Source organism: Streptomyces cellostaticus (assembly GCF_001513965.1).
Classification (GTDB): Bacteria; Actinomycetota; Actinomycetes; order Streptomycetales; family Streptomycetaceae; genus Streptomyces; species Streptomyces cellostaticus.
Genome location: NZ_KQ948068.1, coordinates 1 through 23,977 on the forward strand (window position 1 = coordinate 1; position 23,977 = coordinate 23,977).

The 23,977-nt window shown below is 73.7% G+C and carries 18 protein-coding genes; 2 read left to right on the forward strand and 16 right to left on the reverse strand.

Annotated features, from left to right (window positions below):
• Positions 1-385: 385 nt before the first annotated feature.
• Entirely contained in the window at positions 386-1,450 is a 1,065-nt protein-coding gene (locus tag AQI88_RS40945) for a glucose-1-phosphate thymidylyltransferase (protein WP_067010726.1), read from the reverse strand.
• 146 nt (positions 1,451-1,596) lie between these two features.
• Here AQI88_RS40945 and AQI88_RS40950 point away from each other — a divergent pair, with 146 nt between their 5' ends.
• Positions 1,597-2,982, forward strand: a complete 1,386-nt coding sequence (locus AQI88_RS40950) for an NDP-hexose 2,3-dehydratase family protein (RefSeq protein WP_067010728.1) — start codon at positions 1,597-1,599, stop codon at positions 2,980-2,982.
• 436 nt (positions 2,983-3,418) lie between these two features.
• Here the strand turns inward: AQI88_RS40950 and AQI88_RS40955 are convergent, their stop codons facing one another.
• From AQI88_RS40955 to AQI88_RS40995, 9 genes are all read right to left on the reverse strand, one after another.
• Positions 3,419-4,300, reverse strand: a complete 882-nt coding sequence (locus AQI88_RS40955) for an AfsR/SARP family transcriptional regulator (protein ID WP_079058158.1) — start codon at positions 4,298-4,300, stop codon at positions 3,419-3,421.
• A 191-nt stretch (positions 4,301-4,491) separates the two neighbouring features.
• Complete coding sequence (locus AQI88_RS40960; protein WP_067010730.1) at positions 4,492-5,322, reverse strand: 4'-phosphopantetheinyl transferase family protein; 831 nt, start codon at positions 5,320-5,322, stop codon at positions 4,492-4,494.
• A 35-nt stretch (positions 5,323-5,357) separates the two neighbouring features.
• Positions 5,358-7,112, reverse strand: a complete 1,755-nt coding sequence (locus AQI88_RS40965; protein ID WP_067010732.1) for an acyl-CoA dehydrogenase family protein — start codon at positions 7,110-7,112, stop codon at positions 5,358-5,360.
• A 258-nt stretch (positions 7,113-7,370) separates the two neighbouring features.
• A complete protein-coding gene (locus tag AQI88_RS40970; RefSeq protein WP_067010735.1) occupies positions 7,371-7,553 on the reverse strand; it encodes a DUF5302 domain-containing protein in 183 nt (60 codons plus the stop codon).
• Positions 7,546-11,838: a type I polyketide synthase gene (locus AQI88_RS40975; protein ID WP_067010737.1), complete on the reverse strand. Its 4,293-nt coding sequence runs from the start codon at positions 11,836-11,838 to the stop codon at positions 7,546-7,548. The genes AQI88_RS40970 and AQI88_RS40975 overlap by 8 nt, the downstream gene beginning before the upstream one ends.
• 118 nt (positions 11,839-11,956) lie before the next feature.
• A complete protein-coding gene (locus AQI88_RS40980; RefSeq protein ID WP_067010758.1) occupies positions 11,957-12,913 on the reverse strand; it encodes an aromatase/cyclase in 957 nt (318 codons plus the stop codon).
• 34 nt (positions 12,914-12,947) lie between these two features.
• Positions 12,948-13,730, reverse strand: a complete 783-nt coding sequence (gene fabG, locus AQI88_RS40985; protein ID WP_067010739.1) for a 3-oxoacyl-ACP reductase FabG — start codon at positions 13,728-13,730, stop codon at positions 12,948-12,950.
• A gap of 1 nt (position 13,731) precedes the next feature.
• Entirely contained in the window at positions 13,732-15,492 is a 1,761-nt protein-coding gene (locus tag AQI88_RS40990; protein WP_067010741.1) for an FAD-dependent oxidoreductase, read from the reverse strand.
• A gap of 49 nt (positions 15,493-15,541) precedes the next feature.
• The gene (locus tag AQI88_RS40995) at positions 15,542-17,143 is read right to left on the reverse strand and encodes a class I adenylate-forming enzyme family protein (RefSeq protein ID WP_067010743.1); all 1,602 of its coding nucleotides are present in this window, start codon (positions 17,141-17,143) and stop codon (positions 15,542-15,544) included.
• Between the two features lie 163 nt (positions 17,144-17,306).
• On the opposite strand from AQI88_RS40995, the gene AQI88_RS41000 reads away from it, so the two are divergent.
• On the forward strand, positions 17,307-17,798 hold the full coding sequence (locus AQI88_RS41000; RefSeq protein WP_244184615.1) for a nuclear transport factor 2 family protein: 492 nt from the start codon (positions 17,307-17,309) through the stop codon (positions 17,796-17,798).
• A gap of 251 nt (positions 17,799-18,049) precedes the next feature.
• Here AQI88_RS41000 and AQI88_RS41005 read toward each other — a convergent pair whose 3' ends face one another.
• From AQI88_RS41005 to AQI88_RS41030, 6 genes are all read right to left on the reverse strand, one after another.
• Positions 18,050-18,976, reverse strand: a complete 927-nt coding sequence (locus AQI88_RS41005) for an MBL fold metallo-hydrolase (protein WP_067010745.1) — start codon at positions 18,974-18,976, stop codon at positions 18,050-18,052.
• Positions 18,977-19,017: 41 nt separating this feature from the next.
• A complete protein-coding gene (locus tag AQI88_RS41010; RefSeq protein WP_067010747.1) occupies positions 19,018-19,281 on the reverse strand; it encodes an acyl carrier protein in 264 nt (87 codons plus the stop codon).
• A 56-nt stretch (positions 19,282-19,337) separates the two neighbouring features.
• A complete protein-coding gene (locus AQI88_RS41015; protein WP_067010750.1) occupies positions 19,338-20,600 on the reverse strand; it encodes a beta-ketoacyl synthase N-terminal-like domain-containing protein in 1,263 nt (420 codons plus the stop codon).
• Positions 20,597-21,862, reverse strand: coding sequence for a beta-ketoacyl-[acyl-carrier-protein] synthase family protein (locus tag AQI88_RS41020; RefSeq protein ID WP_067010752.1), 1,266 nt, complete (start codon positions 21,860-21,862; stop codon positions 20,597-20,599). The genes AQI88_RS41015 and AQI88_RS41020 overlap by 4 nt, the downstream gene beginning before the upstream one ends.
• Before the next feature lie 59 nt (positions 21,863-21,921).
• Positions 21,922-22,680 (reverse strand): thioesterase II family protein, encoded by a 759-nt coding sequence (locus tag AQI88_RS41025; RefSeq protein ID WP_067010754.1) that lies wholly within the window; start codon positions 22,678-22,680, stop codon positions 21,922-21,924.
• Positions 22,681-22,802: 122 nt separating this feature from the next.
• Positions 22,803-23,624, reverse strand: coding sequence for an AfsR/SARP family transcriptional regulator (locus AQI88_RS41030; RefSeq protein WP_067010756.1), 822 nt, complete (start codon positions 23,622-23,624; stop codon positions 22,803-22,805).
• Positions 23,625-23,977 lie beyond the last annotated feature (353 nt).

The following is a 23,977-nucleotide window of genomic DNA, read 5'->3' on the forward strand; positions in this document are numbered from 1 at the left end:
ACGACGGCCGCTCGGGCCAGCGGACACGAGCCGGTCTCGCCGTCGGCGGGAGTGGCGGCGGGCACGACGCCGGAGCATGAGGTGGGGCAGGGCCGGTGGTCTGGTTCGGGACGCCGTGGAGGGCTCTCCGGTGGCGTCGGGGGTGTGTACCGGCTGGATGGACCGGTAGTGGTCGGGGCAGCAGGTTCTGCACGGGCCGGTGTGGGCCGTGATGGTCGCGGCAGCGGCTTGTGCTCGGTCCTGGTGCCGGGCGCGGGTGCCCGTCCGGGGATGTGGTCCCGGCGCCCGGCGCAGGTGAGCTTGGCGAAGACGGCGGCCTCGGCGTCCTCACGGCCGGGCTACCCGTCGTCGAGGACGGTCCGCACGGAGTGCGAGCCGAGCAGCTTCACGCCGCCACCTCCGCGTTGGCATGGTCTCCGACGAGCAGTTGGTGTCGGTCGGCGGCGGAGCGGCCGATCCGGGCCCAGCGGCCGATGATCGAGTGGTGCAGGGCGGGGACGCCGTCGACGGCGGCGCCCTCCAGGAGGATCGAGTCGGCGACGGCGGCGTGCCGCAGGACGCAGTCGCGGCCCACGGAGACGTACGGCCCGACGGTGCAGTCGGTCACGGTGCTCCCGGCGGCGATCACCAGCGGCCCCACCAGATGGCTGCCGTACACCCGGGCTCCCGGTTCGATCACGACCGAGCCGCTGAGGGTGCTGGCGGCGTCGACCTGGCCGTGCACGTCGGGCCCGGTCAGCCGCCCGAGCAGTTCCCGGTTGCAGTCGAGCAGGTCCTCCGCCTTGCCGGTGTCCTTCCAGTAGCCGTCGTAGCGCTGGGCGCGCACCAGTGCGCCGTCGTCGGCGAGGCGCTGGATGGCGTCGGTGATTTCCAGTTCGCCGCGGGCGCTGGGGCGCAGCCCGGCGACCGCCTGGTGGATTCGGGAGGTGAAGAAGTAGACGCCGAGCGCGGCCAGGTCGCTGGCGGGTTCGGCCGGCTTCTCGACCAGGCGGTGCACCCGGCCGTCGGGGCCGACCTCGACCACCCCGTAGGCACGCGGATCGGCCACCGGCTGCACGAGCAGCAACGCGTCGGCGCGGTCGGCGGCGAAGGCGTCGGCGGCCTGCGTGATGCCGTCCGCGAGCACGTTGTCGGCCAGGTACATGACGAAGTCGTCGTCGCCGAGGAAGTCGCCCGCGAGTTGGACGCAGTGCGCGAGCCCCAGTGGTCGGTCCTGGTGCAGATAGGTGAGTTCGAGACCGAACGCGGAACCGTCGCCGACCACCTGGGAGATCTCCGCGGCGTGTGTGCCGACGATGACGGCCACCTCGGTGATGCCCGCGTCGCGGATGTTCTCCAGACAGTGCACGAGCACGGGCTTGTTGGCTACGGGCAGCAGTTGTTTGGCGGTCGAGTGGGTGAAGGGGCGTAGCCGGGACCCCGTCCCCCCTGACAGTATGAGCGCCTTCATATTCCGCGAGTGTGCAGGTAGTTCCTCAAGGAGAGCTTGACGCGGCCCGGAGCACGGGGTCGTCCGCGGTGCGGGGCCCGCCGAGTTCCACGGGCCTACTGGCCGTCTTCGACCGGGCCTCGAGCGGGGCCCCGGAGCATGCCCGCATGGCCTCATCGTCGACCGAACCGTCTCCCGCCGTGGCACGGGACGTCTCCTTCGACCGGTGGCTGGACGAGCAGCACCGCAGACAACGCTACGACGTGCGGCGCACGCCGCTCGACACGCTGCCGGGCTGGCGCTTCTGCCGGGACACCGGAGACCTGGTGCACTCCTCGGGACGGTTCTTCTCCGTCTCCGGGCTGCGCGCCACCACCGGCTTCGGCGCCGAGGGGCAGCGGCCGCGCAGCTGGACCCAGCCCGTCATCGTGCAGCGCGAGGTCGGGTTGCTCGGCATTCTGCTCAAGGAGTACCGCGGCGAGGTGCACTGCCTGCTCCAGGCCAAGATGGAGCCGGGCAACCTCAACGGGCTGCAGTTGTCACCGACCGTCCAGGCCACCCGCAGCAACTTCACGGGAGTGCACCGGGGCCGCCGCGTGCCGTACACGGAGTACTTCACCGGGGACCGGCACGGCGGGCGGGTGCTCGCCGACTCGCTCCAGTCCGAGCAGGGCTGGTGGTTCCTGCACAAGCGCAACCGCAACGTGGTCGTCATGACGGACGAGGACGTGCCCGCGCTCGACGGGTTCCGCTGGCTGTCGCTGCGTCAGGTCGGCGAGCTGCTCCGCACCGACCACCTGGTGAACATGGACAGCCGCACGGTTCTGTCGACACTGCCGCGGCAGTTGCTCGCGGGCCCGGGCGGGGTGTCGGCCCCGGTGCGTGAGGACGATGCCCTGCACTCGTTCACCGAGGTGCTCTCGGTCCTGGCCGACGCCCGCTTCCGGTACGAACTGGTCCAGGAGCAGCTTCCGTTGCGGAAGGTCCTGGAGGACGACACGAGCCCGTGGCAGCGCACCCGGGACGGCATCGGGCGGCACGACGGCCGGCATTTCACGGTGCTCGGTGTGAGCGTGGAGGCCGAGGCGCGCGAGGTGGCCCGCTGGTCCCAGCCGCTGCTCGCCCCGGTGGCGGGGCTCGCCGGACTGCTCGTGCAGCGCGTCGACGGGGTGCCGCACGTGCTGCTGCGGGCCCGGGTGGAGGCGGGCACCCTGAACGTGGCCGAGTTCGGGCCCACGGTGCAGTGCTCGCCGCGTCATCTGAACGGGCGGGGCGCGCGCCGCCCCGAGTTCCTGGACACGCTGCTCGCGCCGCGCGCCGGACGGGTGCTGTTCGACACCGAGCAGTCCGAGGAGGGCGGGCGCTTCCACCACGCGCTGACCCGCAATCTGATCGTCGAGCTGGACGAGGCGGACGAGGGTGCCGCGCGCGATCTGCCACCGGACTTCTGCTGGGTGTCGGTACCGCAGGCACAGGCGTTGCTGCGGCACGGCAACCATCTCAATGTGCAGGCCCGGTGCCTGATGACGGCCTTGACGCTGGCGACGCGATAGCGCCTCCCGGCGCCCGCGGGACCTGCTCAGGCGCGGCTCGACGCAGCTCGGCCCGGGCGCAGCGTGCAGGGAGTACCAGGCGCTGCCCGGCGAACTCGCCGTGGCCGGGCCGGCGCCCCCTCGTCCTCGGATGGTTCGAACGCGAACGCGAACGAGTACGAAGGACGAGCCCGAGCCCAAGGCCGCGGGCCCTGCGTACGCATCCCTCGGCGCCCGCAGCCGCCGCGTGGCCCGGTCCGGCAGCTGCCCGGCGGGACCGCGGCGATCCGCTCGCGCTCCTGGCTCGCGCCGTTGTTGAAGTCGGCTTACCGGACGGCCCCGGGCCGAGGCACGCAGGGAGGCGCGGCACGGCCGCACGAGGAGCGCCGATGGTCACCCTCGGCCTGCGGGGGGCATCCCCCGACACCAGGTATTCCAGGGAGGCGGGGGGCTCCGGTCAGCTTGCGCGGGCGGTCAGGTGGCTGCCCCGTGCCGGTGCCCTGGTGACGCCCGGCGCGGGGCGCCTGGCCTGGACCTCGGCGGGAGCTGCAACCCCGGTCGCCGTCTCGGGGTGAGCCGTCAGGATCGACCGGTGCAGGCGGACCAGCGCCGGAGACGGTTCGAGGCCCAGCTCCTGCACCAGCGTGGTGTGCAGGCGCTGGTAGACGCTCAGCGCCTCGCCCCGGCGGCCGGAGCGGTGCAGTGCGATCATGAACTGGCCGTGCAGGCTCTCGTGCATCCGGTACTGGTTGACCAGGACCGTCAGTTCGGACAGCAGCTCGCGGTGGCGGCCGAGCCGCAGGTCGGCTTCGATGCGCTGGTCCAGGGCGCACAGGCGGGCCTCTTCCAGGCGCCTGACCTCAAGAGCGAGCTGGGCGCCCGCCTGGACATCGGCGAGCGCGCCTCCGGTCCACAGGGAAAGGGCCTCGCGCAGCCGCTTGGCGGCGCCGCTGTAGTCCTCGGCGTCCATGGCCCGGTAACCCGCGCCCGCGCGCCTGTCGAACTCGCGGAAGTCGAGGTGGCCGCCGCGCGTGTCGAGCCGGTAGCCACCCGGAAGGGTCACGAGAACGTCCTTGGCGGTGACGGTCCCCGCATCCGCTCCCCGGGCGAGAGCCTCGCCGATCAGGTCGCGCAGCTGGAGCACGTACGTCTGCAGCGTGGTGCGCGCGCTGCGCGGCGGGTTCTCGCCCCAGAGTTCCTCGGTGAGGGCGGCCGTGGAAACCACCTGGTCGGCGTGGAGCGCGAGAAGCGCGAGCACCTGACGCGGCTTGGGGGCGGTGGGCGTGATCGAAATGCCGTTCTCGTGCACCGTGAGTGCGCCCAGTACTTCGATGTGCATCTTGATCCCCTCGTTGATGCAGGCCAGGTCAGCGCGTTGCAGGGCCATAGCTTCCGCACCGGTCAAGACGAGCTGCGGGCTCTGACTCAACCCCGAGTAAAAAACAGCACAGTCGGTTTGTCAATCAACAAAACGCCAGGACGCCGAGCAGCGGCGGCGGAGTCCGGGTCGAGCCGGACCGGGACGGGTCGTCAGTACAGGAGTTCGGTGACGGCGCCCATGAAACCCTCGTCGAGCATGGTGTGCGCCGCCGTGTCGCGGGAACTGTCCAGGCCTGCGTCGTGGCGGGCCACACTGAGCAGGTAACGGCCGAGGACGCGGTGCGTGGCGAAGGCCCATTCGCCGCGGGCGGCGGGCCCGCCGTCCGGGGCCAGCAGGTCGCCGCCGTCCGCGCCGAAGCCGAACTCGGTGAAGCCGAGCCGCAGTCCCTGCCCCAGCGCCTTGGTGTAGGCCTCCTTCAGGGTCCACAGGCGCAGCATGGCGGCCGTGCGTTCGGCGTCGGTGAGGCGCTCCAGGTCGGCGCGTTCGGCGGGGGTGAGCACGTGGCGGCTCAGCAGCTCGTACGACATGCGGCGGTCGGCCGGTTCGGCGTCGACGCCGATGCGGCCGTCGCGGCTGACGCCGACGGCGATCAGGTCGTCGGTGTGGGTGAGGCTCACGTCGATCTGGTCGAGGCCGCGCAGGTACGGGCGGCCGCCGATCTTGTAGGCGAGGTCGAGCTCCACCGGGTCGGTGTGCAGGGCGGCGGCGGCCGTGTACTTGGTGGCGAGGCGGGAGGCGACGAAGCGGTAGCGGACGGTGGGGTCGGCGGTGCGGCGGTAGCGCTGCCAGTCGCGGCCGAGCAGCGGGCGCAGCGCGGGTTCCGCGACGACGGCGGTGAGCCATTCGCCCCAGGTGGTGTGGACGACGGCGTTGCCGTAGCGGTCCATGGCCTCGCGCACCCGGTGCCAGGGGGCGTCCGGTCCGCTGACGTGGACCGGCGCGCTGATCCGCTCCGCGCCGGTGGGGACGGTGGTCGTCAAGGGGCCTTCCTTCCCTGGGGTGTTGGGGTGGGGGGTCACAGCGCGTGGGCGACCGTGTCGAGGTCGTAGCTCAGGCCCTCCCGGTAGCGGCGGACGAGTTCGTCGAGCACCTGCTCCTGGATGCCGTCGGGCAGGTCGGGCACCGGGACACCGAGCCGGCCGGCGAGCCGGGACAGGGCGAGGACGGCCCAGGCCGGGTCGGCGAGGAACGGATCGGTGCCGTCCTGGCTCTCCCAGACGCCGAGGACCGCGGCGGCGCCGACGATGCCGGCGTAGCGGTCGCTGAGCACGATCACCGCGGGGTCGGTGAGGGCTGCGCCGGAGGTCGGCAGGCGGCGGCACTGCTCCTGGAGGGCGCGCAGTTCGGTGACGAACGCCTCCGCGAGGCCGGCGAGGGCCCCGCGGGTGCCCCGGGTGCCGCGCGCGGCGGCGAGCCGGGCGGCGCTGCCCACGAGCGAGGCGGCCATGAAGTCGCCTCCGCCGGCGATGCCGAGCAACCGGTAGTCGAGGTCGGGCAGTTCGCTGCCGGCGCGGAACAGCTCGGACGGCGGCTCGTCCTCGCTGAACCAGGACCGTTCGGCCAGGCCCCGCAGCTGGGGCACGAGCACCGCCTGGCAGGAGGCGCTGCCCGCGTGGCCGAGTCCGGCCACGGGCAGGTCGCGCACGAGCTTGTCGAGCGCCCCGTACTCGGGGCCGGCGTGGTCGTAGCCGCGCGCGCCGAGCACGGTGGCGAGCTCCTGCAGGTCCTCGCGGAGCAGGTCGGGCACCACGTACTTGACGGCGGCGGCGAAGAGATGGGCCTGGGCGGGCAGCAGGCTCAGTGCCCGCAGTACGACCGTGGCCATGGCGTCGCCGGCCAGCAGGTCGGCGAAGACGCCCGTGAGCGGCGTGTGCCAGCGCTTGGCGACGGGTCCTTCGCGGCCGTCGGTCGCGGCCCGCATGGCCGAGTGCAGCACCGTACCGGCGGCTGAGGTGACGACGCCGCAGATCACACTGCGGTTGACCTGGAACACCTGGAGCGCCATGCCCACTCCGTCCCCTTCGCCGCCGACCAGCGCCTCGGCGGGGACGGGCGCGCCGGTGAACTCCAGGCCGGAGAAGAGCGCCCCGCGCATGCCGGGCAGTTCGACACGCGGCAGGTGCCGGATGCGGCCCGGCCCGGCCGCGGCGGGGTCGAGGAGGAACACGGAGTGGCTGCGCGGTCCGCGTGCGGTGTCGGTGCGGGCGTAGACGACCTGCAGATCGGCGCGGTCCGCGTTGATGATCACATCTTTGCGGCCGTCGAGCCGGTAACCGCCCGCGGCGGTGCGGGCGCTGAACTCGTGGCGCAGGATCGCGTTGGCGTGCGCGAGTTCGTGGTGCAGGATCGTGGCCCGCCCGCCGCGCAGCAGCAGGTCGGCGACGTCCTGGCGCTGGCGTGTGCTGCCCGCTGCCCAGACGGCGCCGGCGGCGAACAGGGACGTGATCCCGTAGCCGAAGCCGAGCGCCACGTCGCGCCGGAAGACGGGGCGCAGGGCGCGCGCCAGCAGATCGGCCCGGGTGAGGCGGCCGCCGTACGCGACGGGTACGAACTCGGCGCCGAGCCCGGCCTCGGCGAGCAGTGTCTCGGTCTCGGCCGGCCGCACGCGCCGGTCGTCGGCGGCGAACAGGGCGCGCAGACCGTGGGGGTTGGCCGGATCGTACGGGTCGCCCAGCAGGGCTTCGAGCCGCGCGGCCCTCGCCAGGGCGTCCGCCTCCGTCCGTCCGAACGGCGCGCCCGGGAAGTGGATGGTCTCGGCGGTGATGGTCATGGCGGCGGTGGTCAGCTCCCTCGTCGCGACACGGGACGCCGCGTGCGCACCCGTACTCCGACCCTGACCGCCTCTCCTCGAGCCCGGGTGGAGGTGCTCTCGACACATGTTCCGGTGTCCCTGCAGCGCGGTCACAGCGCATCGGAAGCGTTCTTCCGCTGTTTCTCAAGCGATCCTCCAGGCCGCAGAACCGGGCCGCAAAAAAGGCTGCGACACCCCGGGATCGGGGTGCGGCAGCCTTTTCCGCAAGAGCCTCGGTCAGCCGGCCTTACGGCGGAAGTTTCGCTTCTGACCTGCGCGACCGCTCATGTTCTTGACCTTGCTGCGCGCCTCTTCGTGCGCCTGCTTGGCCCGCGAGGCCTGGGACTTGCGCTCCAGCGCCTCCTTGAACTTCGCGCGTACCTCGTCCTCACCGGGCTTGTCCTGCGGGGTTTCAGTCATATGGTCCTCCTTGCTGTAGGGAACAGTCCTGCCGGAACTGCAGCACCATTTTCACAACCGGATGTGGATCCTCACTCAAGGGCTGGTCGAGGGCCAAGTCCGGGTAGATATTCTCGGACAAAAGTCCTGAAGGGCGGGCGTCGTACGCGCCGCCTCGGGCGGGTTCGAGCCAGTGGTGCTCGCGCTGGAAGGCATAGACCGGCAGATCGACCGGGACACCGGTGGCGAAGACCCGCTCCCAGCGGATGTCCTGCCCCGCCACATGCAGTGCACCCAACGCCTGCACCAGCGACCGCACTTCGCCGCCCGGTTCGTCCGCCCCCCGCTGCGAGGCCACGAACACCGCCGGCTCCGCCACGCACGAGGCACCCCTGGCGGACAGCACCCCGGCCGGACCGCACTCCACATACCGGCCCACACCCGAGCGCTCCAGCGTGCGCACCGCATCCGCGAACCGCACCGCGGCACGCACCTGCCGCACCCAGTACCCCGGATCCGACACCACACCTGCCGACACGACACCACCGGTCACCGTCGACACCCACGCAATCGACGGCTCACGGAACACACACTCCGCCGCGACCTCGGCGAACTCCCCCAGCATCGCGTCCATGTGCGGGGAATGGAACGCGTGCGACACCTCCAGACGCCGCACCCACCGCCCCTGACCCACCAGCCAGGCCATCACCGACTCGACCGCGGCCACATCCCCGCTGACCACCGTCTGGTCCGGCCCGTTCACCTCCGCGACCGTCACCCGGCCGCCCACGCGTGCCAGCACCTCGGTCACTTCGGACTCGGACGCCTGTACGGAGGCCATCGCCCCGCCCCGCTCGCGCGCCTGCATCAACCGGCCCCGCGCCGCCACCAGCCGCGCCGCATCCGCCAGATCCAACACCCCCGCCACATGCGCCGCCGCCAGCTCGCCCACCGAGTGACCGGCCACCGCAGTCGGCACCACACCCCACGACTGCCACAGCCGGAACAACGCCACCTCGACGGCGAACAGCACCGGCTGCGTGAACTCCGTCTCATGGATCAACACCGCATCCGGACCGTCCTCCGCCGCGAACAGCACCGCAGCCAGCGGCAGCCGCAGATACGGATCGAGCGCGGCGCACACCTCGTCCAATGCCCGCCGGAACTCCGGGAACGCCGCGTACAGCTCCCGCCCCGTGCCGATGCGCTGACTGCCCTCACCGGTGAACAGCACCGCGAGATCCGTCCCTGCGGCCGCTGCCCCCTCGATGAGGCCGGGGTGGGCGCGGTCGTCCGCGAGGGCGCGCAGGGCCTCGGCCGCCTCCGCGGACGACGCGGCCACGATGCTCGCGCGGTGCTCCAGGTGGGGACGGTGCCGGGCGGCGGTGTACGCCACGTCGAGCAGGCCGGCGTCGGGTGTGCCGTCGAGGTGGCCGGCGAGCCGGGCCGCGTTCTCGGCGCGGGCCCGCGCGGTGCGGCCCGAGACGGGGAGGACGACGGGGGTCGGTGTGGCGCGGCGCCGGCGACGGCCGGTGACGGCCCCCCAGTCCACGTCGGATCCGTCGCACCACAGCGCGGCGGCCACGTCCTCCAGGGCCTCGCGGGCGACCCGGTCGCGGCGGCCCGTGCTCAGGATGCGCGGCTGGTCGCCGTCGAAGGCGTCGAGGCCGCTCTGCAGCGCGTGGCCGGCCACGGGGTGCGGCGTGATCTCGACGATGCGCAGTCCGCGTCCGTCGGCGAGCGCGCCGGTGGCCTCGGCCAGGCGCATGGGGGCGCACATGTTGCGGGCCCAGTACGCCGCGTCGAGGTCCGTGCCGTCGGCGTACCCGCCGGTGACGGTCGACCAGAACGGCACCGTGGTGCTACGGGTGCGCAGCGTGCCCAGGCGCTCCTCCAACTCGCTTGCCAATTGGGCCAGTTGGGTGCTCTGCGCGGCGTAGTCGATGTTGACGCGCCAGGCGCGTACGCCCCGGCCGTCCAGGTCACGTTCCAGGGCGTCGACGGCTTCGCGCGGCCCGGACAGGCACACCTGCCCGGGGGCGAGGTGACCGGCGAGCGAGAGCCGTCCCGCGCGTACCTCGGGCAGCGACTCGGCGTCCTCGAGGGAGAGTTCGCACACGGTCAGGGCGCCGTGGCCGCTGGCCTGTTCGGCGACGAGCCGGGACCAGGTGGTGATCAGGCGGGCGCCCTCGGCGAGCGGCAGCGCGCCCGCGAAGACCGCGGCGGCCACCTCGCCGACGCTCTGCCCGAAGACGACGGTGGGCTCGACGCCCCATGCGCTCAGGGTGCGGGCGAGGGCCGTCTGCAGGGCGAACAGGACGGGCTGGACGACGTCGGTGCGCTCCAGGCGCGAACCGGGCCGGTCCGCGAGGAGTTCCTCGGTGACCGACCAGCCGGTGAACGGCCGCAGGGCCCGGTCGCACTCGTCGAGGGCGGTCCGGAAGGCGGGTTCGCCGAGCAGGTCGCGGCCCATGCCGAGCCACTGCGAGCCGTGGCCGGGGAAGCAGAAGGCGAGCGCGTGCGGCCGGACGGCGGGCCCCTGGGCGTGGGCCGCGACGTGTTCGCGCAGCGCGCCGGCCAGTTCGCCGGGGTGGGCGACGGCGGCGACCACGCGGTGGGTGCCTGTGGCGCGGCCGAGGAGTTCGGGCGCGTACCAGGCCCCGCCCGCGCGGACCCGGTCGGTGAGCGCGTCGGCGGCCGCGCGCAGGTCGCCCGTGCTGTCGGCGGCAAGCGGCACGAACAGCCGTCGCCGGTGCGGGGCTTCCTCCAGCGCCAGGTGGGCGTTGGTGCCGTCGAAGGCGAAGCCGCTGACCCCCGCGTAGCGGCGGCCCTCGCCCGGCCACGGCGTGCGCTCGGTGACGGCTTCGAGGCGGCCCGCCTCGAAGCCGGTGAGCCTGCCGGGGGCGGCGAGGCGGAGGCCGGCGGGGATCTCGCCGTGGTGCAGGGCGAGCGCGGTCTTCATCAGGCCGACGACGCCCGCTGCGGCCTCCAGGTGGCCGAAGTTGGTCCTGGCGGAGCCGATGCGCAGGGCCTGGGTGCGGCCGTCGGCGAAGGCGGTGCCGAGGGCCTCGGCCTCGACGGGGTCGCCCAGGGGCGTGCGGGTGCCGTGGGCCTCGACGTAGGAGACGTGCCCAGGGCTGATGCCGGCCTCCTGCCAGGCGGCGCGCATCACGTCCGCCCGGGCCCCGGGACCGGGGGCCGTCAGCCCGTCGAAGGCGCCGTCGTCGTGGACGGCGCTGCCGCGGATCACGGCGTAGACGCGGTCGCCGGCGGCGAGTGCGTCGGACAGACGGCGCAGCACGAGGACGCCGCAGCCCTCGCCGCGCACCTCACCGGAGTCCGTCATGGCGAGGGTCGTGTGCGGGCCGAGCAGCACGTTGACGCCGCCCGCGAGCGCCAGGTCCACCTCCCCCTCGCGCAGGCTGCGCACGGCCAGATGGGCGGCGGTGAGCGAGGATCCGCATGCCGTGGCGACGGCGGGAGCGGGACCGTCCAGGCCGAGGGCGCGGGCGATGCGGGCGGGGACGGTGGAGTCGTCCCGGCCGGCCGCGGAGCGCGGGCCGATGCCGTCCGGGTCGGCGCCGGTGGCCGGGTGGTGCTCCTGCGCCGTGGTCCCCATGAACACGCCGGTACGGCTTCCGGCGAGCTCGTCGTGGACGATGCGCGCGTCCTCCAGCGCGGCCCACGCGGTCTCCAGGGCGATGCGCTGGCGGGGGTCCATCTGCCGGGCCTCGGCGGGCGGGATGCGGAAGAGGTCCGCGTCGAAGCCGGCGACGTCGTCGAGGAAGCCGCCCCGGCGGCTGCTCATGGTGCCGCAGGCCCGCGGGCCTGCGTCGAGGCACTCGGCGACGGTCCACCGGCCGCCCGGCACCTCGCCGACCGTGTCGACGCCGTCGAGCAGGCCCTGCCACAGTGCTTCGGGGGTCTCGATGCCGCCGGGCAGCCGGCAGCCGATGCCGACGATCGCGACCGGCGCGTGGGCGGCCGCGCGCCCGCGGGCGGGCGCCGCGGCGGCCGCCCGGGCGGCACGGCCGTCACCGGCGAGGTGCGCGGCGAGCGCGGCGGGCGTGGGGTACTGCCACACGGTCCAGGCGGGCACGGGCCGCTCCAGCCACTGGGACAGCCGCTGGACGAGCTCTGTCAACTGCGTGGATTCCAGACCGAGTTCGCACAGCGAGCGGTCGGCGGGCACCGCGTCGGGCCGCAGGGCGAGGAGGCCGGCGACCTCGACGCGCAGCCGCGCGGCTATCTCGTCGGCGGTCGGCCGGAAGGGGGCGGCGTCGCCGTTCATCTGGGCCGTGCTCATCGGCGCCTCCTCTGCCACGGGCGTTCCAGGCTCTCGCCGCCCTCTCGAGACCTGCTCGAGCAGCGGTGCATGCATCAGTCGCTTCACGGTGCTCGAAGAGACGTCGAGGCGCGGGATGTCACAGCACGCGGATCGCCGACTCCGCGTGCTGCTTGGCCAGGTTGAGGGTGGCGGTGGAGTTCCGGCCGAGCGCCTGGCGCACGTACCGGCGGGCCGCGGCCAGGTCGGCGCCCGGGCCGAGGACCTGCTCCACCGCCTCCTCGCGCAGCACCACGCTGTGCTGCGAGACGACCGTCACGCCCGTCTCGTCGGGCACGAGAGACCACTCGCCGGTGTGCGCCTCCATCAGGGCGGGCGTGGCCGTCTGCTTGTAGACGATGCGCCCGGCGTGCGGGAAGCAGATCCGCACCGACTCGGTGGTGTGCGCGCTGCCGTCGGCCGTCACCGTGTCCATGGACATGACCTGGACGCCGGGGCTGTCCTCGGTCAGGTCCAGGCGGGAGACGTGCGGGATCAGGTCGGGCCAGTCGGCCACCCGGTACAGGAAGTCGTAGACCAGCTCGGCCGGGCCCTTGACGCGTACGGAGTCCTCGAAGGACAGGACGAGCTCGTCCAGGCGCGTCCAGCGCTCGGCGAGACGCTTGAGGTTGTCCAGTTCGGCGCGGGAGTTGCTGTCGCAGGCGCGCTCGACCCACTCCACGTCGCCCGGACGGTCGCCGACGACCGTGAAGTCGTGCAGCAGGGTCAGCCGGCTGGTGCCGCCCGGCCGCTCCTCGACGATCCAGGTCCCGTGCATGGTCTCGACCGGCGCCTGCGGGCGGGTCTGGTGGAACTCGATCCGCCGCTCCTGGGGGTCCTGCAGGCGCTGCGAGATCCACGAGCGGACCTCGCCGTTGGCCGTGGCCCACATCCGCAGCCGCTCGTCCCGCCCGTCGAACTCCAGCCGTTCCACGTACACGTTCGGCGGGAAGTACAGCGGCCACTGCACCGCGTCCGAGATCAGCCCGTAGACGACTCCGGCACCCGCGTCCACCTCGACGGAGTGCACCGTACGGTGCACCCGCTCGCTCGACACCACGTACACGTCTTCCTCGTTTCCTTGACGAAGGTCAGTAATTGCCCAGTCCGCCGCAGACATTGAGTGCCTGCGCGGTGATCGAGGCGGCGGGCTCGGAGGCCAGGTAGCCGACCAGGGCGGCCACCTCCTCGGGAGTGGAGTAGCGGCCGAGCGGGATCTTCGCCTCGAACTGCGCCTGCACGTCCTGCTCGGTGGTGCCCCAGGCGGCCGCGTAGCCCTGGCGCACCCGCTGGGCCATCGGGGTCTCCACGTAGCCGGGGCAGACCGCGTTGACGGTGATGCCGCGGGGGGCGAGTTCCCGGCCGAGCGCCTTGGTGAAGCCGACGACGCCGTGCTTCGAGGCGCTGTAGGGGGCGCCGAGCAGGACGCCCTGCTTGCCTGCGGTGGAGGCGATGTTGATGATCCGCCCGTGCGCGGCGTCGGCGAGGCCGCCGTTCTTGAGCACCTCGCGCGTCACCAGGAACACGCTGTTGAGGTTGGTGTCGATGACGTCGTACCAGAGGTCGTCGGTGAGGTCGGCGGTGACGCCGCCGCCACTGCGGCCGGCGTTGTTGACGAGCACATGGACGGCTCCGTACGTCTCCACCGCCCGGGCCACGAGCGCGGCCACGGATTCGCGGGAGCGCACGTCCGCGGCCTGCCCCTCGACGTCGAGGCCCTCCGCGCGCAGGTCCGCCACGGTCTGCTTCACGTCCTCGGCGCTGCGGGCGCACAGGAAGACCCGGTGCCCGGCGCGGCCCAGCTGCCGGGCCACCTCCAGGCCGATGCCGCTGGTGGCTCCGGTCACCAGAGCGACGGGGTGGTTGTCGGGCATGTCAGTGTTCCTCCAGGTCATGGGTGGCGGTGCGCGCGGCGAGCTGCGGCTCGCGCCGTGCCTCGTCGGCGAGCGGGACGGGGGCCACCAGCGGGGCCAGTGCCCGGCGCAGAGCCGGCCGGGTCAGCAGGGTGCCGCGGGCCGCGACGTAGCCGTCGGGGCGTACGAGGATCCACGCGCCGGGCCGCAGTCCGAGCGCGGTGCGCAGGCGCCGGTCCGGGTCGGCGAGCGGGGCGGGGCCGTCGGGCCCGCTGCCGCCGACGGTCCTGACCGACAGCCACTCGCCGTACTGGGCGGCCGCGGTGACGGCCACGCCGACGGGGACGTCGCCCGGCCCGTGTCCGCCCGCGGCGAGCAGCAACGTCCAGCGCGGATCGCGCAGTTCGGCACGGAAGGCCGAGGCGGCCGTCTCGTCCGCACCGTGCACCCGGGCGGCGGTGACACGGGCGCCGGGGGCGGGGCCCCGGTCCGGCTGCCTCGCGCTCATCAGGACGGATCCGGCGCCCGCGCGGTGCTTGTAGGGGTCCGCGCCGGTCAGCGACGAGGCGTCGTAGCTGATCTTCAGGCCCGACATGCCGCCCAGCACCTTGCGCTGCACGGCCCGGCGCAGCGGCCGCACCGCGTTCACCACGCGCAGGGCGTGGGGCAGGACCACGCCCGCGAGCGCGTTCTTCAGCTGCACCAGGACGGTGGCGGTGCGTGTGGAGCCCAGCAGGGCCGCGCCGAGGGGGACGCGCTCCTCGCTGTACGTCTCGAGCAGTTCCGGGCCCGCGTGGCCCTGTTCGACCATGGCGAGCTTCCAGGCGAGGTTGTACGCCTCCTGGATGCCGGTGTTCATGCCCTGTCCCGAGGCGGGGCTGTGCACGTGCGCGGCGTCGCCGGCCACCAGGACGCGGCCGTCCTGCATGCGCTCCACCATCCGCTGCTGGAAGGTGAACACGGACGTCCAGGACGCCTCACCGACGCGTACCCGGTGGCCGAGGCCGGCGCTGAGCTTGCGGGAGAACTGCTCCTCGGCGCGGCCGGGCTCGTCCGCCGAGGCGGCGGGCACGGTGTCCAGGAGCCGCCAGTAGCCGTCGCGGGCGTAGGGCACCATCATCAGGGCCTGCCCGCCGGTGTGGGCCCAGTAGATGCTGTCGGGCTCCACCTCGGTGTCGACCGGGGCGTCGGCGAGCATCCATGTCTCGCTGCTCTCGCCGAGGAGTTCGAGACCGAGGCATTTGCGCACGGTGCTGTGGCCGCCGTCGCAGCCCACCAGCCAGGACGCCGTGCACATCTCCTCGCGGCCGTCGGCGTGGACCAGGCGGGCACGCACCAGCTCCGCGTTCTGCGCGAAGTCCTCCAGGCGCACGCCCCATTCCACGCGCACCCCGAGCCGGGCCACCGCCGAGCGCAGCGCGGCCTCGGTCTCGGTCTGCTCGACGACCAGCGTGTACGGGTAGCGGGTGGGCATCGTCGCGTAGTCGGCCTCCAGCCGCACCCGGCGCCGACCCCCGGCGTACATGGTGAACGCCTGGTTGCGGCGCCCTCGGGGCAGGACGTCGTCCACGACGCCCATCTGGTCGTACGTCTCCAGCGTGCGCGGGTGGGTGGCGACAGCGCGGCTGGTGGTGGCCGGGCCCGGTGCGGCGTCGATCAGCCGCACCCGAAGGCCCCGGCGGGCGAGTTCGTGGGCGGCGGTCAGTCCGACGGGGCCCGCGCCGACGACCAGCACCTGGAGGGAAGGGGTGGGCGCGGACGGCTGCTCGGCGGTGTTCACCATGGCCTGCTCCAGGGTCGGTTACGGGTCAGGGGGGCGGGCGGCCGACGGGTCATGCGGCGGCCCGGCTTCTCAACTCCGTGCGAACGAGCCGCCGTTGGGGCTTTCCGGTGGGGGTGCGCGGTACGGACTCGATCGCCTCGGCGAACCGGATCCGCTCGAAGGAGGCGAGGTGTTCGTTGGCCCGCGCGGTGATCGAGTCGAGGACGTCGAGGATGCCGAGGCCGGGCAGGGCGCCCTCGGCTGCCCCGGGCTCGTCCTCGGCGCGGCCGGTCAGGACGATGCCCGCCCAGACCACCGCTCCGTGCTCCGCGTCGGGCCAGTCGGCCACGATGCAGTCGGCGACCCGCGGGTCCTCACGGACGACCTCCTCGACCCGGCTCGGTGCCACGATCTCGTTGTCGTGTTTGAAGACGTCGGCGAGCCGGTCCACCAGGCGCAGGGCACCGTCGTCGTCCAGGTAGCCGACGTCGCCGGTGGAGAACCAGCCGTCCGCGTCGATCCTCGCCTCGTGCCCGCCGTCGAGGTAGCCCGCCATCAACTGCGGCCCCCTGACCTGGACTTCACCGGTCGACCAGACGTCGACGGGACGGCGCGTGGTCAGGTCGACGAGCCGGCACTCGGTGCCGGGCACCACGCCGCCGACCATGCCGGGCCGGTGGCGGTCGGGCTGCTGGCAGTGCGTGAGCGGGGAGAGTTCGGCCATGCCGTAGCCCTGGATGACGGGAACGCCGAGCCGTTCGCGCAGGGTGCGCGCCGCCTCGGGGGCGAGCGCCGAGCCGCCGGACAGCACGGCGGTCAGCTGCGGCCCGGGGTGGACCGCACCGGCCAGCCGCCCGTCCTTGGCCAGGGCGTGCAGCCGGGCGGGCAGGCCGTAGTAGTGGGTGGCGCCTGCCTCGGCGGCGGCGGCGAGGGACGCGACAGGGTCGGGGTCCTGGCACAACACCTGGCAGGCCCCGGCGTACATACCGGAGTTGAGGTGCATCACGTGGTACAGCGGCAGGTGGTTCAGGGTGACCGAGTCGGCGCTCACGCGGTGTGCGAGGGCGACCTGCTTGGCGTTGGCGACCAGGTTGCGGTGGGTCAGCAGCACGCCCTTGGGGCGGCCGGTGGTCCCGGTGGTGAACTGCACACAGGCGACGGCGGCCGGGTCGGCCGGGGCGGCGGTGTGCCGTCGTGGCGCACCGTCCAGGGCCTGATGCAGCGGCACGGTGCCGCCGGGCACCACACCGTCGGCGGCGTCCGTGACGACGATCGCGCGCAGCGCGGGCAGGTCGGCGCGCAGCTTGGCGAGCAGCCCCGCGGTGGCCGCGGGCACGAGGGCGATCTCCACCCGGGCCGTGGCGAAGACATGACGCAGACCGTCCTCGCTGATCAGCGGGTTGACGAGAACGACGGTGGCGCCGCTGCGCGCCGTGCCGTAGTAGGCGGCGGCGAAGACGGGATCGAGGACGCCCGCCACGCCCACACGGGCGCCCGCCGCCCCGTCGAGCGTGCCGCTCAGGTACCCGGCGATCCGATCGGCCCACGCGTCGAGTTCGGCGAAGCCGACCGACCGGGTCGCGGTGCGGATCGCGACGCCGTCCGGGTCGCGCCGGGCCGCACGCCGCAGCAGTCCGTCGACGGGGAGGTCGGGATGGGTGAAGTTCGGCACCGCTCGTTCTCCTCCGGTTCCGGCTCTGCGGGGGGGGCTACACCGCTGGACAGACTCACCGTCCGCCGGAACGCTTGAGGAATCTTCGAAGAGTGCTCGATCTGCGCCTCAGAGAGTATCGGCATCCCGTGGAACACGAAGGACGCGAGGAAGGGGTCCCGCCATGGCCACCGAGATGCTCAGAGCTGTCGAACCCGCCGGTTCGCAAGAGTCGCAAGAGGAGTTCGGCGCACTGTACGCGCGGATCCAGCAGTTCTACGCGCACCAGATGCAGCTCTTCGACAACCACGACGCCGAACGCTGGGCGGGAACGTTCACCGAGGACGCGGTCTTCGCCGTGCCCACCCTCGACGAGCCGGTGCGCGGACGCGCCGGCCTCGCCGCGAACGTGCGCCGCAACAAGATCCAGCAGGAGCGCAGCGGCGAGCAGCTGCGGCACTGGATCGGCATGCTCGACCTACAGCCGCAGGCCGACGGGACGCTGCACACGCGGGCCTACGCCCTGGTGTACGCGACGCCGCGCGGCGGCGAGTCGAAGGTGTCGCGGACGTGCGTCCTCCAGGACGTACTGGTCCGCACCCGCGGCAAGTGGCGCACCCGTTCCCGCCTGGTGACCCGCGACGACCTCGCCCTGGCCACCGAGAGCGCGGCCTGATCGGCCGGACAGGCCTGGTGCGGGGTCGTGCTTCGACCGTCGGGAGCACGCAAGGCGCCGCGTGATCCGGTGCCGACGGTTCCTGCGCCCCCAGCCCTGGGCACGCGGCGCGTCCTCAGCCGGTGGTGCGCGAACACGCCGTGTCCCGCGACCAGATCAAGGCCCCGGGTGCCGGTCGTGCCGCACGTTCAGGCGGCGTAACCCGCCGTCGCAGGGACCAGGGCCCGGTCACGCGACCCGTCGGGCACTGCCTAGGCCCGGCAGGCCGGCAGGCCGCCGTGGTGGGCGGTCATCTCGCGGAACAGGGCGGGGATGTCCAGCGGGTCGCCGGGTGCCGCCCCGAGTGCCTCGGCGTAGGCGCGGTGCAGGTTGGGCACGAGGCGTTCGGCGTCGAGCAGGTCCGCGTACGGGCCCGGGCCGGCCTCCTGTGCGGTCTGCAGCGGGGTGAGGCCGGCCGCGATGCCGTCGGCCGCGAGGCGCTGGAGCCGGCGCAGATAGCCCTCGTTGACGTCGAGGAGCTCCGGGCCGCCGACCGGGCCGTGCCCGGGCACGACGGTGACGGCGTCCAGGGCGCGCAGGTGCGCGAGGGCCTCGAGCGATCCGGACACGGACCCCATCGGGCAGAACGGCGTGGTGCCCGACATCACCAGGTCGCCGGCGAACACCACCCGTTGCCCGGGCAGCCAGACGACGGTGTCGCCGGTGGTGTGGGCGGGACCCGGGTGCAGCAGCCGGGCCTGCCGCGCACCCACGTGCAGGGTCATCCGGTCCCGGTAGGTGACGGTGGGCACGACGATCTCCAGATCGCCCCAGCACACGTCGGGCCACAGGCCCGTCAGGTGCGTCCCGGCCGCGGCGGCCTCCTCGCGGGCCCGCTCGTGGCCGACGACCACAGCCTCGGGGAACGCGAAGTTGCCGAAGGTGTGGTCGCCGTGGGAGTGCGTGTTGACGACGAACCGCGGTGGCCCTCCCGCCAGGCGCAGGACGTGTTCCCGCAGCCTGCGGGCCCGCGCCTCGGTGGCCACGGTGTCGATCAGGAGGCACTCGCCGTCCGCCACGAGGAGCCCGGCGTTGTTCAGGCACCAGCCGCCGTCGGGCTGCACATAGGCGTGGACGCCGTCGGCGACCTCGGTGAACCGGCCTGCGGTGGGGTCGTGGTCCGGCTCGGGGCTCTGCACGGTCGACTCCTCGGTGGATCCGGGCACTGGGGCGGCGCCGGTCAGGCGGCGGCGCGCGCGGCCAGCGCCCCGTTGACGAGGTCGAGGTACTGGCGCGGCGTCTGCGCCTCGGCCAGCGCCTCCTCGTCGAGCATCAGGTCGTGGTCGCGCTCGACGACGCCGGTGACCTGCAGCAGCGCCAGGGAGTCGTAGCCCAGGTCCAGGAACAGGGTGTCCAGGGTGTCCTCGTCCAGCACGGCCCCCTCGTCCTCGCCCGCGGCCTCGCGCAGCAGGAGGGCGAGTTCGCTCAGCTCGAGCCGTTCCATGGTGTTCCTCATTTCTCGGTTGCCTTGGGTCTTGCGGGTCCGGCGCGATACGTGCGTCAGCGCGCGCCGCGCACGACCGTCGCCGCGTTGAAGCCGCCGCGGCCCCTGGCCAGGACCAGGGCATGGCGCAGCCGGGCCGGGCGCGGCGCGCCGGTCACCAGGTCCACGGGGCAGTCGTCGGCCACCCGCACGGCGCCGGCCGTCGGCGGGATCACCTGGTCGCGCAGGGCGCACAGGGCGGCCGCCAGGTCGAGCGCGGAACCGCCCGAACCCAGGCGCCCGGTCAGCGACTTGGGCGCGGTGACCGCCACCCCGTACGGGCCGAACAGCTCGGCGAGCGCCGCGGCCTCGGCCCGGTCGGCGTCCCGCTCGCCCGCCGCGTCGGCGAACACCACATCCACGTCGGCGGGGTCGACCTGGGCGTCGGCAAGGGCGAGCCGGGCCGCGGCGAGCAGGCGCGGGGCGCCGGCGCCGGGCGCCGGGTCGAACGTGGCGGCGCAGCCCTCGACGGTGCCGAGCACGGCGGCGCCGCGGGCGCGGGCCGCGTCGGCGTTCTCCAGAACGAGCAGGGCGCCGCCCTCACCGGCCACATGTCCCGACGCGTCGGCGTCGAACGGCAGATAGGCGCGCTCGGCGTCGCCGCGGGTGCTCATGCCGCCCGCGGCCAGCTGTGCGGTCCAGCCCCACGGGCACAGGGCGGAGTCGAAGCCGCCGGTGAGCACGGCGTGCACGCCGGTGCGCAGCCGGCGGCGGGCCTGCGCCACGGCGTCCAGGCCGCCCGCCTGTTCGCTGACGACGACACCGCTCGGGCCGCGCAGGCCGTGCCGGATGGAGATCTGGCCGGAGTTGGCGGCGTAGAACCAGGCGAAGGACTGGTAGGCGCTGACGTGCCGACGGTCCTTGCTCCACAGCGCCTGCAGTTCGCGCTGGCCGAACTCGAAGCCGCCGGTGGAGTTGGCGGTGACGACGCCCATGGCGTAGTCGGGCAGGCTCTGCGGATCCAGGCACGCGTCGCCCAGCGCCTCGGCGGCCGCGGCCAGCGAGAGCCGCGTCACCCGGTCCGTCTGCGGCAGCAGCTTCGCCGGTACGTGGTCCTCGTCGACGAAGTCCGCGACCTCGCCGGCCAGCGTCGCCGGGTAGCCGGTGGCGTCGAAGCGGGTGACGGGAGCGATGGCGAGCTCGCCGCGCAGCGTCGTCTCCCACCAGGACCGGACGCCGATGCCGCCGGGGGCGACGACGCCGAGCCCGGTGACGGCCGCGCGCACGCCGGGTGCGCGCCGCTCGGCCGGGGCGCTGTGCGCGGTGGTCACGGCGGTCATACGGCCACCCCCAGGTGCCGGGTGGTGAGCACCATCGCGCTCTGGAAGCCGCCGAAGCCGCTGCCGACGCTGAGCACGGTGTCGGTGCGCTGCTCGCGTGCGGTCAGCGGCGTGTAGTCGAGGTCGCAGGCCGGGTCGGGTTCGTGCAGGTTGGCGGTGGGCGGCACCGTGTCGTGGGCTATGGCCAGCGCGCTGGCGGCGATCTCCAGTGCGCCGATCGCGCCGAGCGAGTGCCCGATCATCGACTTGATGGAGCTGACCGGCACCCGGTGCGCGTGCTGCCCCAGGCTCGTCTTGAACGCGGCCGTCTCGTGCTTGTCGTTCTGCTTGGTGCCCGAGCCGTGGGCGTTGACGTAGTCGACGTCGGTGGCGTTGAGGCGGGCCTCGTCGAGGGCGATCCGGATGGCCTCGGCCATCTCGCCGCCGTCCAGGCGCAGTCCGGTCATGTGGTACGCGTTGGAGCGGGTGGCGAATCCGGCGACCTCCGCGTAGATGCGGGCGCCGCGCCGTACCGCGCGGTCGTGCTCCTCCAGGACGAGCACCGCGCTGCCCTCGCCGAGCACGAACCCGTCGCGGGTGCGGTCGTAGGGGCGGGAGGCGGTGCCGGGCTCGTCGTTGCGTGCCGAGGTGGCGCGGATCGCGTCGAACGAGGCGAGGGTGATGGGGGTGATGGGCGCCTCCGACGCGCCCGCCACCATGATGTCGGCGCTGCCCTCGCGGATCAGCTCGACGGCGTGGCCGAGCGCGTCGAGCCCGGAGGTGCAGCCGGTGGAGACGACGGCGACCGGTCCCAACGCGCCCGCGTCGCGGGCCACTTCGGCCGCGACCGAGCTCGGGACGAGGTAGTCGCCGAGCCGGGCCTCGGCCCGTGTGTGGTCCAGGAGCCACCGGCTGCCCGACTCGCTGACGTGCCCGTAGACCTCGTCGAGGCCGGTGCTGCAGCCGACCGCGGTGCCCAGGGTGACCCCGGTGCGCTCCCCCTCGGCGGCGAGTGCGAGCCCGCTGTCGGCGACGGCCTCGCGGGCCGCGACCAGGGCGAACTGCGCAATGCGGTCCAGGCGGCGCGCCTCGTCGGGGGCGAAGCCGTGATCGGCCGGGTCGAAGTCGGCCTCGGCGGCGATCCGCGAGCGGAACGTGGCGGCGTCGAAGAGGGTGATACGGCGGGTGGCGGTACGCCCCTCGGTCAGCAGTGACCAGAACTTCGCGGTGCCCACGCCGCCCGGCGCGACCACCCCGATCCCGGTGATGACGACTCGTCTCATCGGCTGCCCCTCATGTCAGTCGGCTCCTGTGCTGTTCCTGCGGCGGGCTTGTCCGGCGCTCAACGGCCGGCCGCGACGGGCGCGAGTCGCCGCACGACCCGGCTCGCGCGCCCGACCAGACGCGGCAGCTCGCGGCCTCGTACGAAGAAGTGGTCGCCCGGCACCGTGCGCAGCGCGAAGGGGCCGGTGGTCCAGCGCCGCCACCCCGCCACCGCCTCGGCCGGGGCCAGCGGGTCGCTTCGGCCCGCGACGGCCAGCACCGGCACGTCGAGCGGCCCGGCGGGCGACGGCCGGCGGGCCGCTGCGCGCAGGGCGTCGGCGAGCAGCAGATCGTCGCGGAGTACGGGCTTGACGAGCCGGTGCCACAGTCCGCCCGGCTGCGCACCCGCCGGGAGGGCCCCGACGCCGCCGAGCAGATGCAGCAGTTCCTCGTCCGGGGCCCGGCCGGCGTCCGACAGGCCCAGGGACTCGTCGGGCGGCGGGCAGGCGCCGACGACGAGCAGTGCGGGGCCGGGCAGACCTGCTTCGGCGAGGGCCCGGGTGAGCGTGTAGGCGATCAGGGCACCGAGGCTGTGTCCGTAGATCAGGTACGGGGCGGACCCGGCGACGTCGTCCTGGGTGAAGTGGCCCATCAGGTCGGCGAGCAGGGCCTCGCGCTCGGTGACGCGCGGTTCGCGGCGCCGGCCGTCGCGGCCGGGCAGCAGATGCGGCACGGTCTGCGCGCCGGGGCCGAGGCCACGGTTCCAGCCGGCGAAGGAGGAGATGCCCGCTCCGGCGTGCGCGAAGCAGTGGACCCGTAGGGGCCGTTCGTCGGACATGCGGCGTCCTCCTCGGGGTCGTGCGGAACTCACCGGTGGGGGCGGCCCCGGGTCGCGCGGGCCCGGCTCACGGGACTCGTCGTCCGCGAGGCTGCCAGGCGCGTCTCGAAGGGCGCTCGGGCTCAGGCCGCGTACAGGTTGAAGGTGGAGCTGCGGCGCGGTCCGCTGCTGACGTCGAGGGCCGGGTCGACGGCGAGCATCGCCTGGTGCAGGCGCTGCAGCTGGGGCGAGGGCTCGACGCCGAGCTCCTCGACGAGCCTGAGGCGCAGCCTGCGGTAGACGTCGAGGGCGGTGGCCTGGCGCCCCGAGCGGTACAGGGCCACCATCGCCTGCGAGTGCAGCCCCTCGTGCTGGGGGTGACGGGCGATCAGGTCGGTGAGTTCCGCGATGAGCTCGGTGTGCCGGCCGAGCCGCAGGTCGGCGTCGATACGGCGTTCGACGGTGACGAGGCGGCTCTCCTCCAGGCGCATCACCTCGATCTCCAGGATCGGCCCGGTGCTCACGTCCACCAGGGCGGTGCCCTCCCACATCGCGAGCGCGTCCCGGAACTGCGCGGCGGCCCGCTCGTCGTTGCCCTCCTCGAACGACGCCTGCCCCGCGGCGACCCGCTGCTCGTAGAGATGCACGTCGACGCACTCGGGCGGCACCTGCAGCAGATAGCCGCCGTGCCGGGTGGCGAGGATCTCCTTGGCGCTGCCGGGCGCGTCGGGGCCCATCGCGGTGCCGAGGCGCCGGCGCAGCTGCAGGATGTAGGTCTGCAGCGTGGTCATCGCGCTGCGGGGCATGTTGCTGCCCCAGATCTCCTCCATGAGCGTGGGCACGGGTACGACCCGGCTCGGATAGAACGACAACAGCGCGAGGATCTGCCTCGGCTTGCCGGCGGTCGGAACGATGGACACCCCGTTGACGTCGGCGCTCAACGGGCCCAGAACCTGGATCTGCACGGTTTCCTCCTCATACCCGGTCGAGTCCGCGGTGGTTCAGAACCACCGGCTTCGCACGGTATCCGCGTTCTCCCGGCCGCCCCCGGTATCTCCACCGCTGCTCAAGTGCCACTCCATGGCGATCAGTTGCCAGCGCGGCGGCATGCCCGTGGCCGGGACTGTGACGCCGACGGCGCACCGCCGGCGGCCGATGAGTTCTCCTGACCGCTCGCAAGCGCGTCTGCGTCCCCCCAGGAGGCCCGCCGGACGCCGGGTCCTGACGCGTGCCAGACCCCTGGCGGCCGTCAGACAGACGGTGACGGACCACCAGAACCGCCTCCCGCCGACAGGCCGCACGGCCCGCACCAACGGAC

What these genes read in the sequence shown, in the direction of transcription:
- AQI88_RS40945 (WP_067010726.1), bottom strand. Translation starts at nt 1,450, where the DNA reads ATGAAGGCGCTCATACTGTCAGGGGGGACGGGGTCCCGGCTACGCCCC.
- AQI88_RS40950 (WP_067010728.1), top strand. Translation starts at nt 1,597, where the DNA reads ATGGCCTCATCGTCGACCGAACCGTCTCCCGCCGTGGCACGGGACGTC.
- AQI88_RS40955 (WP_079058158.1), bottom strand. Translation starts at nt 4,300, where the DNA reads ATGCACATCGAAGTACTGGGCGCACTCACGGTGCACGAGAACGGCATT.
- AQI88_RS40965 (WP_067010732.1), bottom strand. Translation starts at nt 7,112, where the DNA reads ATGACCATCACCGCCGAGACCATCCACTTCCCGGGCGCGCCGTTCGGA.
- AQI88_RS40970 (WP_067010735.1), bottom strand. Translation starts at nt 7,553, where the DNA reads ATGACTGAAACCCCGCAGGACAAGCCCGGTGAGGACGAGGTACGCGCG.
- AQI88_RS40975 (WP_067010737.1), bottom strand. Translation starts at nt 11,838, where the DNA reads ATGAGCACGGCCCAGATGAACGGCGACGCCGCCCCCTTCCGGCCGACC.
- fabG (WP_067010739.1), bottom strand. Translation starts at nt 13,730, where the DNA reads ATGCCCGACAACCACCCCGTCGCTCTGGTGACCGGAGCCACCAGCGGC.
- AQI88_RS40990 (WP_067010741.1), bottom strand. Translation starts at nt 15,492, where the DNA reads ATGGTGAACACCGCCGAGCAGCCGTCCGCGCCCACCCCTTCCCTCCAG.
- AQI88_RS41000 (WP_244184615.1), top strand. Translation starts at nt 17,307, where the DNA reads ATGGCCACCGAGATGCTCAGAGCTGTCGAACCCGCCGGTTCGCAAGAG.
- AQI88_RS41010 (WP_067010747.1), bottom strand. Translation starts at nt 19,281, where the DNA reads ATGGAACGGCTCGAGCTGAGCGAACTCGCCCTCCTGCTGCGCGAGGCC.
- AQI88_RS41015 (WP_067010750.1), bottom strand. Translation starts at nt 20,600, where the DNA reads ATGACCGCCGTGACCACCGCGCACAGCGCCCCGGCCGAGCGGCGCGCA.
- AQI88_RS41020 (WP_067010752.1), bottom strand. Translation starts at nt 21,862, where the DNA reads ATGAGACGAGTCGTCATCACCGGGATCGGGGTGGTCGCGCCGGGCGGC.
- AQI88_RS41025 (WP_067010754.1), bottom strand. Translation starts at nt 22,680, where the DNA reads ATGTCCGACGAACGGCCCCTACGGGTCCACTGCTTCGCGCACGCCGGA.